Consider the following 13,668-nt stretch of genomic DNA (forward strand, 5'->3'; position numbering starts at 1 on the left):
CGATCAAGGGCTCGCCCATCTCGGAGGTGAAACCGTCGAGTCATTCGGACGAATCGTTGGGCACGCCGAGCCTCGCCCCAATTTTTCGGGGCGACCGGTTAGAGAGGTGCACGACGCCCCGTCTCCCCCCAACGTCACACAAGAGCGCCTGCTCGGCGCGCCTGATCGCGACGCGCGATATGACCCGACGACTCCAGCCAATTGGTATCGTGACGAGCGCGCTGCCGGCCGCCTCGTTGAGGCGACCGATGAGGATGGACCCGATATTGCATTAATCTGGACTAGCTCCCCCGGTCGACCCAAATCTCAGATAGACAAAGAGGCGCGTATATTGAGCAGGTTAGGATTTGAGCCTAGGGGTGTTCGCAGTCGTGGTGGTGTGTGGTACTTACGAACGCAAGGTTTGGAGGGCAGGGAGAGGTTTCTGCACGCGTACGAGAATTGGGGGGAAGGGACACCCGTTATTGCCGCATTGTCCGGGAGAGGGACGCGCGTCGAGGTACAGACGAGTTGGCTGCAAAAATGGGAAGAACGTCTCGGACAATACCGCGCTCCGCCGCGCCCCAGGTTTGGTCTTTGGAGGCCATATCTCTGAGGTTCCCTCCGTTTTTCGCCTTCCAGAGGCCCCGGGTTATGCTGCCGTATCCTTCATCTGCTGAGCCTTGAGCCAGTCTTGCAGGAACTGGGTCGGCGATACGAAGCCGAGCGACGAATGACGACGACTGCGGTTATAAAACACTTCGATGTATTCGAACAAGTCCGCAGCGGCTTCCCGATGCGTGCGATAGCGCGTCGTGTGGACCCGTTCGTTTTTCAGGCTGTTGAAGAAGCTCTCCGTCGGCGCGTTGACGCTCCTATGTCAAGTAGCGCGTGCTGAATCGGCCAAGTCGGCCAGTATGAGCGGGTACAGCTCTCTGACGATATAGCGCTTCAGGCAGCGGTGAATTTCCTTGTTCGACATTCCTTCCTTAGTTCGTCGCTCAACGTAGGGGGCGTCTCAGAAAATGGAATTTAAAGCACGTTAAGCCTTTGGCAGCGGCTGTAGCGGCCTGAATTTGCCTGCGCCGACCTTGGCGTTGCTGCGCCACAGGTAATCACCAGTCAGGTTGATGTGCTCCCAGCCCAGTGGCGACAGATATTGCAACAGCGCGTTATCGACGCCTTGGCCGTGATTGCGCAAGACGCTCACTGCCCGTTCCAGATAGACGGTGTTCCACAACACGATGGCTGCCGTCACCAGATTGAGGCCACTGGCCCGGTAGCGCTGCTGCTCAAAGCTGCGGTCGCGGATTTCGCCCAGCCGGTTGAAGAACACCGCCCTGGCTAGCGCATCGCGCGCCTCGCCCTTGTTGAGTCCGGCCTGCACACGGCGGCGCAGCTCCAAGCTTTGAAGCCAGTCCAGAATAAACAGTGTGCGCTCGATGCGGCCCAGCCGACGTCCCCCCACCCTTGAGTAGCACGACGCTTTAGAGTCCAATCACGTAGTCAGGAGATTGGGCATGAAGAAACGATTCACCGAAGAGCAAATCATTGGCTTCTTGCGCGAGGCGGAGGCCGGCTTGCCGATCAAGGAGCTCTGCCGTCCATGGCTTCTCCGAGGCGAGTACTACCTGTGGCGCAGCAAATTTGGCGGGATGAGCGTGTCCGACGAGAAACGCCTGAAAGAGCTGGAGGCGGAAAACAACCGGCTGAAGAAGTTGCTCGCGGAATCGATGCTGGAGAACGAAGTCCCCCGTGAGGCGCTGCGAAAAAAGTGGTGAGCGCACCGTCACGCCGAGACTTGATGCGCCATATGACCCACGGCGGCCTGAGCGAGCGGCACGCGTTGCGGGTGATCGGCATGAGCGCCAGCGCTTATCGCTATCAGCCTGCGCCGGACCGCAATCATGCCTTGCGAGCGCAGATCGTCGCGCTGGCTCAGCGGCACCGTCGCTATGGCTCCACCAGGGCGTACAGCCGACGGTAGCCGAATCGACGACGCTCGTGCGCCAGCTCCACCAGGCGGGCCGTCAACGCGTCATTGTCACGGTCCGGCTTCGCCTCATAGTGCAACACGCTGCGAGAAAGCCCGACAAGCAGACAGACGCGGCGTTCCGAGAGGTTGACCTTCTCCCGAATTGCCACCACTGCTTCGCGCTTGGCTTGCGGGCTCAGGGCTTTCCCTTGACGACAACCTTCAATGCTTCCATGCCGAGCACGGCCTCGGCCGGCAGTTTCTTCAGCCGCGCGTTCTCGCTCTCAAGGTCCTTCAGTCGGGGTGCGTCCGAGACCTCCATGCCGGCGAACTTCGCGCGCCAGGTGTAAAACGAAGCATCACTGAACCCGTGCTTCCTGCACAGTTCCTTGACCGGCATACCGGCCTCGGCTTCCTTCAGAAACCCGATGATTTGCTGTTCCGAAAAGCGCTTCTTCGTGTTCGTCTTCTTCTCCGAAAACAAACTTTACTAGACTCCGGATCGCCCTGTTTGCCGGGGGCAGGTCAATCTTAACCTAGGGGGGGTGACTGCTTCTGGCCGAATCCGGAAGTACGAAGCTAAGACATCGATTTACTACGTGAGATTCAACCCGCCATCCGATAGCAGAATTTCTCCGGTCAGATAGTCTGATGCGACCAGCATCGCGACAGCCTGAGCAATGTCTTCGGGGCTAGCTGACCGCCGCATTGGGGCTCGTGTTTTCCACAGTTCCTGTGCTTGCGTCCAATCTGCGGTCAATGGCGTGTCGACTAGTCCTGGAGCAACAGCATTCACTCGGATGTCGGGCGCAAGCGATAGCGCCAGCAAGCGGGTCATATGGTTGAGCGCAGCCTTTGTGACCGAATATGGTATTGACGCGCCCTTAGGTCGAACACCCGCATGTGAACTGATGTTGACCACGCTACTGGGGCGGCCCTGCCGAGCCGCATCACGTAATGCGGGTTCCGCTTCAGCTATCAAACGAAACGGTGCGACGACGTTGACCTCGTGGAGTTCCTGCCAAACAGCCGGCGTAGCCGCAGCCAAATCCGCATGCGGGATGACACGGCTGATCCCTGCATTGTTGATTAGAACGTCGAGTCGCCCCCAGGCGGCGATGGCTTCACGGACCAGCCGCATCCTGTCCGCATCATCGGCTAAGTCGGCCTGGACGTAGATCGCCGAGCCGAGTTCACGGGCCAATGCTTGCCCTGTTTCCGCCGAACTACGCGAATGCAAGACGACTGAAAATCCTTCGCTTGAGAGCCGCCGAGCGATGGCAGCGCCGATGCCAGAAGTCGAACCGGTAATGAGCGCAACAGGGGACGCAATTTCCATGGGCGTTCTCGTGGATGACGGTCGTTATCTGGTGTTCGTTCGTTGATTGTCGCCGATCTAGGCGACTGAGTCGAACGTCCCAAATTGGTTGGTAGCTGCTTCTTGGCCTGCTACAAAGTTGCCATAGCGCGGAGAATGCAAATTGCAAATCAGCGGCTTACGTTCTAATTCTATTCGCTGAACTACAAGCAGTTTTTGAGATGCGGTATGGCCAGTGTCGACCTGGCTAGGCTGGCGTACCTACAGGCGGACTGCGCGCATCTACGCCAAATCGCTGGGAAAGCCTTACGGGATGTAGATCTTGTGGTGCCCAGGGCCGGAAGCTCAGGGCGTTCTGTCAAACTCCATCAAAACGTAAACAACAGCCAACTTCTTAGTATTCATGCGGGTTTTCGGGCAATCAGCAACTTCCGAAATCCGCTGTGACGACGCCAAACTTATGGTTCCCGGTGATAGCCTTTACGCCAGATTTACGCCAACAGGAGGAGGCGGCATGGCGACGTACAGGAAGCGCGGAACGACTTGGCGAGCAGAGGTCGCCAAGGCTGGAGTTCGCAGGTCGGGAACGTTCAATACGAAGGCGGAAGCGGTTGCTTGGGCAACGTCGATTGAGGCTAAGGTAATTTCCGGCAGTACTGAGGCAGTGGTTAGCGGGAAGACCCTGCGCGATGCGTTTCTGCGCTACGCGACGGAAGTATCGCCAACGAAAGCGGGGGCACGGTGGGAGTTGGTCAGATTTAACGCGCTGACCCGGCAGCTCGATTTCATCGGCGAAATCTTGGGTCGAATTACTTCCGATCAGATTGGCTCGTGGCGCGATGGGCGATTGGCTGCCGTGGCCCCATCCACGGTAAATCGCGACATGAATCTACTTTCGGCGGTTTTTGAAGCGGCTCGCCGAGAGTGGAAGTGGTGCGAAAAGAATCCCATTCGGGATGTACGGCGGCCAAGGAATCCGAAGCCGCGCGATCGACGGGTTGCTGAGAAGGAAACTCAGGCGATGGTCGCGGCACTTGGCTACGTTCCGGGGCGGACACCTGAGACGCACAGTCAGCGGGTAGCGCTGGCCTTCCTCATCGCGCTTGAGACAGGTATGCGGCAGGGAGAAATTGCTGGCTTGGAGTGGGGGCGCGTATTTCTGAATAAGCGGTATGTGCGTCTGGCCAATACGAAGAACGGGGACGCGCGCGATGTGCCGTTGTCATCAAACGCTGTGGAATATCTCGAACTCTTGCCGCAGAACGGTGGGCCGTGCCTTGGCGTTAATACGCCCTCTATCGACGCGCTTTGGAGAAAGGCACGCGCCAAGGCGAGCCGGGTAGTTCCGACTGTGGCCGACTTGCGCTTTCACGATTCACGGCATGAAGCAATAACTCGGCTTGCTCGAAAGCTCGATGTGCTCGACTTGGCGCGGATGATTGGGCATCGCGACCCACGTAGCCTGATGATCTACTACAATGCTACGGCTTCAGATATCGCGGGTCGACTCGGATAAAGACTCAGCTACGGCGTCCTTTTGGGAGGCGACCACGGTTCATTCTCGCCCATTCGATTACCTCGTCCCCGAACCATCGCCGCTTGGCTTCCGATGATCCTGTTGGTACGACGGGACTCGGGAAGCCAGGGCGGGACACGACTTTCAATGCAACCGTACTTTCGGAAAGTCCCATCCATGCGGCGATGTCCTTGGCCGTCCACAGTTCGGGGGCCTTCTTCAACGCCATAACTCCCACAAGTTTGTCGAGCCGCTCAATTAGTGCAATGACGTCGCCGCCGTCGCGGGTCGTCGGATCGAGCCGCTCGCCCCTGCCCTGCGCTGCATGTGGTCCCAGCAAAATTTGAATTTGTTCGGGTGATAAAAGTGCGTCCATCCTTAGTTCCCCTTTGTGGCTAACCAAAAGCTCCCGAGATCCTGATTCCAAAACGCCTGACAGTTCGCGAGGCTTGCGCCGACCTCCTGTGCAGCTTCGAACGCGATCACGATGGCTTTTACGGGGTCATCGCTAAGGATGTGGTTGATGGGATGGCGCTCAGGGATCACGATTCCTCGGCTCGACCAATAGCGTTTCTCGTTCATCTTGTGCTCAGTGAAATCCTTGACCAGATACTTCCCGAGGTAGGCCGCCAGCTTGTGCTGCTGACTTCTCTGCCGAAATGGATTCCGCACATTGACGTTGCCGTTGTCTGCACCGACGACAGATATCCAGATGGCGCGGAGCACCCTGTAGTTTTGTCTCCCCTTTACAGCGATATGCAGGTGCCACGCACCCCGCTTTTGGCGTTCCGGGACTGCGACGTACTGGAAGTTTTGAATTCTGTTCAGCCGACGGCGAAGGCGGTCGAAATGAAGCTTCAAGCGCTCCTTGTCCTGCATGTTCTCCCGGTAGGTCAGCGTGATCATGCGATCCGCGCCGATGGCCTTACAACGCAATCTGACTTGTTGTTTGGCCCGTTTGGCCGCCGCTATTTGGTTATCTTCTGAGTTTTCCGATTCGCCGCGCTTCGCCTTTGGCAGGGTGTGGAGCCTCTGAGCGCCCATGTAGCGGTCGAATCGGGTGACGGTCACCTCCACCTGCCCATCTCCAAAATTGCGTCCTCTGATGATCCACTCTCGTCGGAAGGCGGAATCGTTCACTAAACTCGGTTCTTGCATGGCAGCTCCTTTGTCATGTGTCATCGCGGAGAAGGCGTTGGCCCCGGTGTTTTGCATCGGGGCCTTTTTTCGTCCGGATCGAGGTGTTCCTGTCTCGGCTGGATGGGTTTTGCTACCTCCTTTCTCGTTAAGTGTTACGGATATAAATTTAGGGCGCGCTTCGCGCGCCCCCGCCGTCCTCGACCCTGCGGGCGGCGGCGGTCGCGCGAAGCGTCGTTCCTTCTTCGATCCGCGCCACTTTGTCGGCGGGGTCTGAAAGGCGGTTTTCAGTGAGGGGTTGTAGGGCCGGTGGCGGCGTTTCGGCGGGCGTCTGGGGTGCTACCCGCTGCTCGGTCGCGCGAGCCGCGCTGAGTCGCGCGTCAACGGCCCGGACGTTGCAGGTACGTCCGCGGGCATCCTTGGCTCCGGCATCGGCGCCGACACTCCCGACGCTAGACGTTCTGACGCGTTCCACCTGGAGAACGAGAAGGATCTCGGTGTTCGACGCTGCATCGGCGTGGCTATCGAGGAATCGGGGCAGGAAAGACAGTCCCGTGTTGTTGTCGGACGCTTTGTTGGTTGTCAGGCCGCCAATGAGGATGATGTCGCCGTCCTGTGAACTGATTTCGGTGGCGACTTCCCGGGTGTTCAGCGTTGGCGATTTGTTGACGCCCGTCGTCGTTTTAACGAAGTCGCTGATTTGCTGCGAGACGTGCAGATCGATGACGCAATCCTTCACGGTCGGGCGCAGCTCGAAGATAACGCCTGACGAGTGGTATTCGACCGACTGAACCGGTTCGCCGCCTCCGCGAGGGTAGGAGACGGATTTCAACACGGGGACTTTCTGCCCAACGGTGAGCTTTCCTCGCGCGCCAGATCGAATACGTAGGTTCGGGCTATTGATGACCTGAAATCGTGTGTCTTTCGATAGTGCCGAGAACACCGTATCGAAATCTCCTGCTGTGATGCGCACTGAGTTGCTTAGCTTCTCACCGGTCACCTGTATGGAGAGTCCTAGGCCCTTGGAGAGCAGATCCAGGGCGAGTTGAAACGCGGAGCCGTGCTCGGTGCTTTGGGTGACCTCGTAAGCTGTTGCTCGTACAGCAACCTCGCCGATTGGCGTATCGACTTGGGGCAACAAATCGCGGAGCGTCACGATTTCGGCTTGCGTCCCACGGAAAACGAGCGTGTCGCCTTTCTGATCGATAAGCATCGCGGCGGACCCGTCGGGAATATTGCCGCCCGCTCGTCCCTCGGGTGGGGCAGGGACTTCACGGTTCACGGTGAACTGCCCCCGAAACGCTGGCCTGACGAGATTGGCGAGATAGGCTGTGTCTCGATACCGGGGACGGTAGACGTAGGTGGATTGCGGTTCCGCGTTGATGCCAGAGCTTGATCGTTTGAACACGAAGTCGACGCCTTGGCGTCTTTCGATGCCGAACCCGAGCGAATCAAGAAACGCTATCAGGAACGCACGTAAGTCGCCGCGTCTCGCATCAAATCGCATCGAGACCATCCGCTGGTCATCGAGTACTTCTGGGGAGATGACGTAGGGCGTCTTGATGGTTTCGCCGTAGAGCAACGAGACGAGTTGCGCCACATTGACGAACTGGAAATCGAACTTCCCGGATGAGGTGCGCCGGTCCAACTGAGGCGATGGAATACCTTCGTCGGCCCAATCGGGCGAGTGGCGGCGCTTGCTGCTATCCCGAATCTCCGGACCGTCATCGTGAAGGGCTGGCCCTCGGTAATCGATGGGGGCGGGCACGATGCGCGGCTCGCCTGCAAGTACGTGCGTGGTGGCGAGCAGTACCACGCTGACCATGAGTGGTTTCATGGCGTCTCTCCAAAGAATCGAGACGCGGGTTTTTGGCCCGACCACGCAGTGACTTGTTGACCGTCGACCTCACCGATGATAGCGAGGCCGCGATTGCGAAATGCTGATGGTGACTCGATGCGTAAGCGGCCGGTGTTGTCGCTCAACACAACGTAACGCTTCCCCTTGGCCGAGTATTGCCCCACCACGCGCCATCTCTCGCTGAACGTCGGAATGCGGGCCGCAAGGTCGGACGGTGCATTGGCGGGAGCAAGTGAATACCTGTTTGATTCGACCGTGGTGGACGAGGAGCCCGTAGCTGGTTCAGGATGAAAAAATCGCCAGAGGAATACCCCAATACCAACCCAGCAGCCCACGAAAAACACGGCGGTCATCCACAACTTGGGATTGCGCAGCATGTTTTGGCGGGAGTCGATGGCGCGTTCTTTTCCTTTACCGCCCGCATATGATTGATACAGCGGAAAAATGGCTTTGTCGTATGTTGTGGTCGTGGTCCCCAGTCGCGCCGCTTTGGGGATCCTGCCGCCGCCAAACATCTCGACGCGATAGCGATTGCCCAGCCCCAATTCTTTGAGCTTTTTCGTGACGAACGTGACTTCGATCACCGAGCGCAACTGCCGGTGTAGGTCTGTGATCGACTGAATCATCAATGCGACGTCGCACGAGACGCCAGTTTCCGCATGCACGTAGTGTCGGTGCATGCGGAAGAAGCGCATGTGCTCCGGGCTGATCTTGTGCGAGACGGACCAGAACTCCCACGCCTCATCAATCGCAACAAGGTCACCGGCTTTGACGATCGAGTCGAGGTCCGGCTTCGTTTCATCGGGGAAGAAGCCGGGCTTGAGAACGTCCGCGTTTGAAATAGGAATCACGGGGCCAAGCGTTGTCGGGTCTGCTTTCTTCACGTCTGTGCAGTAAGCGTGAATTGCGTCCGCGTTGATTCCGTCGACGTTGGTCACCACACGTCGACCGGCCAAGACCGCAGGCAGGATGACGTTGCTAACGACCTCATAGCTCTTGCCCGATCCCATCAAGCCTGTGTACGCATTGATCGCCATGGCGCTTATCCGATGATCGGCAAACGCCGGATGAGAAAGCGCGCGGCCATGGCGCTAACGATCATTGGCGCTCCTTGTGAGACGGCAAACAGATCGAGCCAATACCAGACCCCGGTAGGGATGCCCGAAAACGCCTCGTTAAGCTTGGATACCTGCGGGAAGAGATTGCTCGATTTGACGATGGTGACGAATTCGGTAACGACGTACCAGAGCGCGAAGAACGTCGCCCACTTGACCACCGATGCGCGGAACATGAAGCCCAACGCCGTATTAAGGACGCTCGCGATAATTGCAAACAGTGGCATAAGGACCTCAGGCGGAAAGAACGATCAAAAGCGCCATGACCGCGAAGGCGGCGATCATCACCTGGCGAAGCTGTGGCCCAATGCTCTCGGCAATCTCGCAGTGCGCATCTATTGGAATGGTGCGATCAAATGCTTGGAACGTTGTGCGCGGGCACGCAGCGCTGTGCGAAGGCATCGTCCAGGCCTTGAAGTCGGACGTCAGCCCCAAGATCGGATCGATGATCATCTTCGCGGTGGGCGTCTTTTCCAGTGCAGGCTTACTCACTTCGGGGGCGCTACCCAGATCCATATCGACCTTGACCCGGTTGCCGATATCGACGGTCGGGCGGTTGACGACATTCACGTCCTTGACGCCCTCTGTGTTCTTGTTGCGGTTGGAGCCGGGCTGGACCTCTTCATCGGGATCGCGGGCAGTGTTCGGATCGATTTCAGGATCGGGTCTTGGTTTGACGCGTGGGTCTGTTTCGGGATCGACCTGCGGGCTCGGGTCTTCGCGTGGACGGATGCGAGGAGAGATCGGCACCGTCTTGATGTCGGGCGGATTGGCGGGCTCGAAGATGTCACCGATGTGCGGGACTTCCTTGGGATTCTCTTTGACCCATATCACCACGTCCTCTTCGGTGACGGGTTCCGAGTCGCGATAGGGGAGTCCCGCATAGTCGGGCGCTTCTGCCGCCTGCTGCCACGATTCATCAACGATGTCGGTTAGCGTCTTGGGGCTGATCGGCATTCTCAGGAGTTCCTGATTCACGCCCGCTCGTGCTGCATCCAAATCGGGGTAGATCGATTCGGTTGTCACGCGGTTAAGCCCGTAAAAGGCGTCGCGACTGATCTCGAACGCAGCGGGGTCCAGTTCGAGCGTCACCCATTCAAGAGGAGCGGGACAAAACGGCGGGGTGTCGGCGGAGCAGGTCCGGTGTTTGTTCGTCCACATCCGTTCGGCGAAGCCCGCGAACTCGCCATAGCCATCGAGCAATTCGATGATTTTCAGTTGCGGATCTGGATCGCCAGGCTGGAACAACCAACGTGTGCGTAGTTCCTCAAGCTCGGAAATCGACGTGAAAGGGATGCGAATCCCATGTTCTGGATAGGACAAGGCGATGCCGGTGGACGCTTGCGGCAATAGCGGAAATTCGTGACATGCGACTCGGGTGTTCGTGGGGGAGCACCCGTCTGTTCGATAGACGCGCGCCCCGAGACGTCTGAGCATTTCGAAAAGCGGTTCCTCAGCGGGCGAAGTCTCGAAACTCGGGTACGACGGCAACGTGACGGCTTCCTTGCGCGGGAGCTTACTCACGAGCGCAACGGAGCCGTCATACGTTTGCCCGATAGCGACCTGGGCATCACCAAGCGTCGCGATCAAATGGCTACCCGCGCTGACGATGCCTAGGCCCGCGAGGATCGTCAGCCAGACAGGTGCACCGGCGAGGGACAGGCCAATGCCCGCGCCAGTTGAGACGACGTTTAACGCTGTACTCGATGACGAGATCGCATCTAACGTTGCGATAACGCGAGCGTCGTTAGCCGCGAAACCACGGGAGGCGGCAATTCGCGTGATAACGCTAGCGATGGCGCGATTCATGGCGAAGTTCGCGATGGGGAGCGCTTGCGGCGTTGCTGGCTGTTGTGCGAGGAGTGCGAGTAGCGCTAAAGCCACCAATGTTCGTTTCATCGTTACCCCCTCAGACCTTGGACGACCGCCCATCCACACACGATTCCCCAGGCGAAGAAGGTCAGATCCCACAGTGCTTGTATCGGCATGGTGATCTCCGGCGAGTTATGCGGCGCGCCGCGCTTTGTGGCCGAACGCTCGACACGCGCGATGGAGCGCTCGGCCATGCTCAACGATTAGCCCTTAATCACGCCGAGCACGATCTTTGCGCCGCGCAACGTGGCATACACGGTGACCAGCGACAGGGCGACAGCGAGGATTGCGGCTGTGGTTGAGCCCATGCTGATGCCGTTGGTCAGCGAGGACAGGTCGGGGCTGCCACCTCCACCGCTTTCTGCCTTAGCCAAGCAGGACGCCGTACCCAACGTAATGCCGAGGCTCGTTCGTGTGGCAATCGAGCGAAGGTGTTGAAGTGCTTCTTTCATGGTTGCTTACTCCGATTGAGATGCCGGGATGCGCCCGGCGCGCTGGCTCAACCTCGACGGATGAAGCCGAGGAGTGCGCCCACATGGACACTCACGAACCAAAGTCCAACGATGGTTGTGAGCGCCAATGTCCAGAATCCCGCCATCTGCACGGTGTCGAGTGAGGTGGCGGGTACATTCGTCAGCGCGATTGCAGGGTCGATGGAAACCAGCGTGAACTGCTGGCCGTTCTCTGGCGGGCAGAGTTCGCGGTCAACGGTGGTGACCGCCATCGGTTGGCGAATGGGTTTGCAGGCCAGCAGTTGGATGGTTTGGTCCGTCACGCCCAGTCCCCGCGCGTGCGCTGGTGGCGCTGCGCCATGCGAATCCACTTAGGAAGCAGATGGCCGTCGTCTTCCATGATTCGGGCGACGAGCGAAAGCCTTTGGTCGGCGCGTACCTGGCCGAAGTCGTTATATAGGCTGAGTAAGAACTGACGGAACATCGCAACCCCCAATCTCCATCACGGCGCTCTAGCGGTGACGGTGTGAAGAATCTGGCGGGGGGGCGGATATGAAAGACGAGTTATCGGCGTCTACATGAAGACGCGGCGTAACGCGGAAAGGTCAGGTTGTGGATTTGCCGGGATTTGCGGGGCGCGCGCCGTTCACGCAGGGATGCAGGGCTACAATGCGCGGAACTAGGTGACCATCCATCGACTGCGAAAAGGCGAATTCCGCGAGGTATTCGCCTTTGGTCGTTTCCTTCAGGCCGTCCGGCAGCATGACTCGGCCGACGACGGCTTGATCGCCTTCGCTTGTCGATTGATAGAGCACGCACTGTGCGGTGCGCATGTCGTAGGGGCGGCCAGTCTTGCTTGAGATGCCTTCGAGTCGAGTGACGTCGAGGATGATGAGCTTTTGCTTGCTGGTCATAAGGTCACCGGTTGCATGTGAGCGGCAGCAGGGGAATCCGAGCTACCGATGCCTAGGAATTAGACATGCCTAAAGTATAGGTTTCCATGTCTGGAACGTATTTGGGGAAATTCCGAGATGCGCGAGCGTATCTGCGAACTCATTGAGCACATCGCCGACGCCGACCGATGTTGGCGCGAGATGGAAGACTTCACGGGCATCCCGTCGAAGCGGTGGCAGAACGTCTCCCGGGGTTTGCAGCGTCCGACGTCCGAGATGATCGAGGCCATTGGTCTAGTCTGGCCTCAGTTCGCATTCTGGTTAGTCACGGGACGTACAGACGAGGCCAGCGGCCACATTTCTCCTGCATTGGAGCGAGTGGCTCGGGACTTAAACAAAATCCGGAAGGCTGGGTAGTCGCAGCTAAGGTGCTAAACCGATGGTTGCAGCGGCGTTAAGCCGCGAGAACGTTTCATGGATGTGTCCCCGTTGCCTCGCTGAGCTTTGGATTGCCGATACGGCAGTGGGGGCGACTGGCAGTTGTTCTACTTGATGTCGTCGCTTTACGTTGGAAGGTGTACGGCGAACGCAATGTGGTGGCAGCAATGCGATATCACTGCGTTCTATGCGGTTGAGCCGCTAAGGAAAACAGCAAGATCGTTCATCGGCTCCTGGCAGAGCGCCGGTAAGAAGTTTCATGGGTCTTCGCGGCCACCATTCGGGCGCTCGTCGTCACGTTGGTAGGCAACTCGCCGCGGGTTTACTCACAGGCGAAGAAAGCAAAAGGGCCTCTCACAATGAGAGGCACCAAATTGCTGAGGGCCTGCGGCAACGTTAGGACAGCAGGAGTGTGGGGTTTCCTGCAAAACTCAGATCGTCGTCCAACCGTTGGGTCACGTCGAGAACTTCGTCCGCGAGGTCTCCCAGTTGCTCGAAGTATGCGTTTGCGAATTCGGAGGGAATGGCTTCCGCACTTTCTTGATTGGCCGCCACCATGCAAAGTGCGACGAGGCGTTCGGAAAGACAGTGCAGTTTGTCGAGAGAATCGCGAACAGCGATGGGAGTAGATACGAGAGAGGTCATGCTGTGTGTCCTCATGCTAACCGTTTCAATCCTGCCCCTCGCGGGACGAGAGGGGGTGGGCAGGCACTGGACTGGGTTAGCGGACCGCTGATCAGTCGGATTGGGCGGCACACCCGAAGGTGTCCCAGCCCAGGCCTGCCCGTTGATTTCGTAGGCATGCATGAGACCGCACACGAAGCCGCGATGCATTGCGGCTGTGTGCCCGGACAGATCAATCGGGCCGCTAAGCCCGGTCACGTTTGGGACGTGACGAGAACAAGCTTACAGAGACCGCTCGCATGCAACAAGAACGGAAGCAGGGAATTATGCAAGATAGACGCGAATTCGGATTGGTCTTAGGGGTACGTAAGGATATTTCCCCGAAGACGTCATAGAGATGCCAATGTTGATTGCGACTGGAGCGGCCCCCTGAAACGCCGGACACAGTCACCCACTTACAATAACGGGTAGGCATAAGACTGTGTTTTTGA

15 protein-coding genes and 4 pseudogenes are annotated in these 13,668 nt (G+C 58.3%); 3 read left to right on the forward strand and 16 right to left on the reverse strand.

What is annotated here, in order from left to right; translation table 11 throughout:
• Positions 1 to 631 precede the first annotated feature (631 nt).
• The 3 pseudogenes from PHO31112_RS26695 to PHO31112_RS26700 form a co-directional block, all read right to left on the reverse strand.
• Positions 632 to 847: pseudogene (locus PHO31112_RS26695) on the reverse strand (IS3 family transposase); the annotation flags it as partial.
• Between the two features lie 12 nt (positions 848 to 859).
• Positions 860 to 988 (reverse strand): annotated as a pseudogene (locus PHO31112_RS28310) (IS110 family RNA-guided transposase); the annotation flags it as partial.
• 33 nt (positions 989 to 1,021) lie between these two features.
• Positions 1,022 to 1,438 (reverse strand): annotated as a pseudogene (locus PHO31112_RS26700) (Tn3 family transposase); the annotation flags it as partial.
• A 61-nt stretch (positions 1,439 to 1,499) separates the two neighbouring features.
• Between PHO31112_RS26700 and PHO31112_RS28315 the strand changes: the two are divergent.
• The gene (locus tag PHO31112_RS28315) at positions 1,500 to 1,760 is read left to right on the forward strand and encodes a transposase (RefSeq protein ID WP_425495236.1); all 261 of its coding nucleotides are present in this window, start codon (positions 1,500 to 1,502) and stop codon (positions 1,758 to 1,760) included.
• Between the two features lie 23 nt (positions 1,761 to 1,783).
• Positions 1,784 to 1,966: a hypothetical protein gene (locus PHO31112_RS28320; protein ID WP_425495237.1), complete on the forward strand. Its 183-nt coding sequence runs from the start codon at positions 1,784 to 1,786 to the stop codon at positions 1,964 to 1,966.
• Here the strand turns inward: PHO31112_RS28320 and PHO31112_RS26710 are convergent.
• Positions 1,942 to 2,354 (reverse strand): annotated as a pseudogene (locus PHO31112_RS26710) (transposase); the annotation flags it as partial. The gene PHO31112_RS28320 and the pseudogene PHO31112_RS26710 overlap by 25 nt on opposite strands.
• Before the next feature lie 195 nt (positions 2,355 to 2,549).
• Entirely contained in the window at positions 2,550 to 3,293 is a 744-nt protein-coding gene (locus PHO31112_RS26715; RefSeq protein ID WP_150624717.1) for an SDR family NAD(P)-dependent oxidoreductase, read from the reverse strand.
• Positions 3,294 to 3,786: 493 nt separating this feature from the next.
• Here PHO31112_RS26715 and PHO31112_RS26720 point away from each other — a divergent pair, with 493 nt between their 5' ends.
• On the forward strand, positions 3,787 to 4,788 hold the full coding sequence (locus tag PHO31112_RS26720) for a tyrosine-type recombinase/integrase (RefSeq protein WP_150624719.1): 1,002 nt from the start codon (positions 3,787 to 3,789) through the stop codon (positions 4,786 to 4,788).
• Between the two features lie 4 nt (positions 4,789 to 4,792).
• Here PHO31112_RS26720 and PHO31112_RS26725 read toward each other — a convergent pair whose 3' ends face one another.
• From PHO31112_RS26725 to PHO31112_RS26775, 11 genes are all read right to left on the reverse strand, one after another.
• Positions 4,793 to 5,164 carry a hypothetical protein gene (locus PHO31112_RS26725; protein ID WP_246178591.1) on the reverse strand — a complete coding sequence of 124 codons (372 nt, stop codon included), beginning with the start codon at positions 5,162 to 5,164 and terminating at the stop codon, positions 4,793 to 4,795.
• Positions 5,165 to 5,166: 2 nt separating this feature from the next.
• A complete protein-coding gene (locus tag PHO31112_RS26730) occupies positions 5,167 to 5,946 on the reverse strand; it encodes a rolling circle replication-associated protein (RefSeq protein ID WP_150624721.1) in 780 nt (259 codons plus the stop codon).
• A 148-nt stretch (positions 5,947 to 6,094) separates the two neighbouring features.
• Positions 6,095 to 7,762: a type II secretion system protein GspD gene (locus PHO31112_RS26735; RefSeq protein ID WP_174995908.1), complete on the reverse strand. Its 1,668-nt coding sequence runs from the start codon at positions 7,760 to 7,762 to the stop codon at positions 6,095 to 6,097.
• Positions 7,759 to 8,820: a zonular occludens toxin domain-containing protein gene (locus PHO31112_RS26740; RefSeq protein ID WP_150624723.1), complete on the reverse strand. Its 1,062-nt coding sequence runs from the start codon at positions 8,818 to 8,820 to the stop codon at positions 7,759 to 7,761. The genes PHO31112_RS26735 and PHO31112_RS26740 overlap by 4 nt, the downstream gene beginning before the upstream one ends.
• Positions 8,821 to 8,825: 5 nt before the next feature.
• On the reverse strand, positions 8,826 to 9,125 hold the full coding sequence (locus PHO31112_RS26745; RefSeq protein ID WP_246178592.1) for a DUF2523 family protein: 300 nt from the start codon (positions 9,123 to 9,125) through the stop codon (positions 8,826 to 8,828).
• 7 nt (positions 9,126 to 9,132) lie between these two features.
• The gene (locus PHO31112_RS26750) at positions 9,133 to 10,797 is read right to left on the reverse strand and encodes an IgG-binding virulence factor TspB family protein (protein WP_174995909.1); all 1,665 of its coding nucleotides are present in this window, start codon (positions 10,795 to 10,797) and stop codon (positions 9,133 to 9,135) included.
• 176 nt (positions 10,798 to 10,973) lie between these two features.
• The gene (locus PHO31112_RS26755; RefSeq protein ID WP_217427081.1) at positions 10,974 to 11,222 is read right to left on the reverse strand and encodes a hypothetical protein; all 249 of its coding nucleotides are present in this window, start codon (positions 11,220 to 11,222) and stop codon (positions 10,974 to 10,976) included.
• Between the two features lie 47 nt (positions 11,223 to 11,269).
• Positions 11,270 to 11,545 (reverse strand): hypothetical protein, encoded by a 276-nt coding sequence (locus PHO31112_RS26760; RefSeq protein WP_150624727.1) that lies wholly within the window; start codon positions 11,543 to 11,545, stop codon positions 11,270 to 11,272.
• On the reverse strand, positions 11,542 to 11,706 hold the full coding sequence (locus PHO31112_RS27310) for a hypothetical protein (RefSeq protein WP_174995910.1): 165 nt from the start codon (positions 11,704 to 11,706) through the stop codon (positions 11,542 to 11,544). The genes PHO31112_RS26760 and PHO31112_RS27310 overlap by 4 nt, the downstream gene beginning before the upstream one ends.
• Positions 11,707 to 11,827: 121 nt before the next feature.
• Positions 11,828 to 12,136: a cellulose synthase gene (locus PHO31112_RS26765; RefSeq protein ID WP_150624729.1), complete on the reverse strand. Its 309-nt coding sequence runs from the start codon at positions 12,134 to 12,136 to the stop codon at positions 11,828 to 11,830.
• Positions 12,137 to 12,949: 813 nt separating this feature from the next.
• Positions 12,950 to 13,198 (reverse strand): hypothetical protein, encoded by a 249-nt coding sequence (locus PHO31112_RS26775; protein WP_150586914.1) that lies wholly within the window; start codon positions 13,196 to 13,198, stop codon positions 12,950 to 12,952.
• Positions 13,199 to 13,668: the final 470 nt, after the last annotated feature.

This window comes from Pandoraea horticolens (genome assembly GCF_902459555.1).
In the GTDB taxonomy this organism is placed as follows: Bacteria; Pseudomonadota; Gammaproteobacteria; order Burkholderiales; family Burkholderiaceae; genus Pandoraea; species Pandoraea horticolens.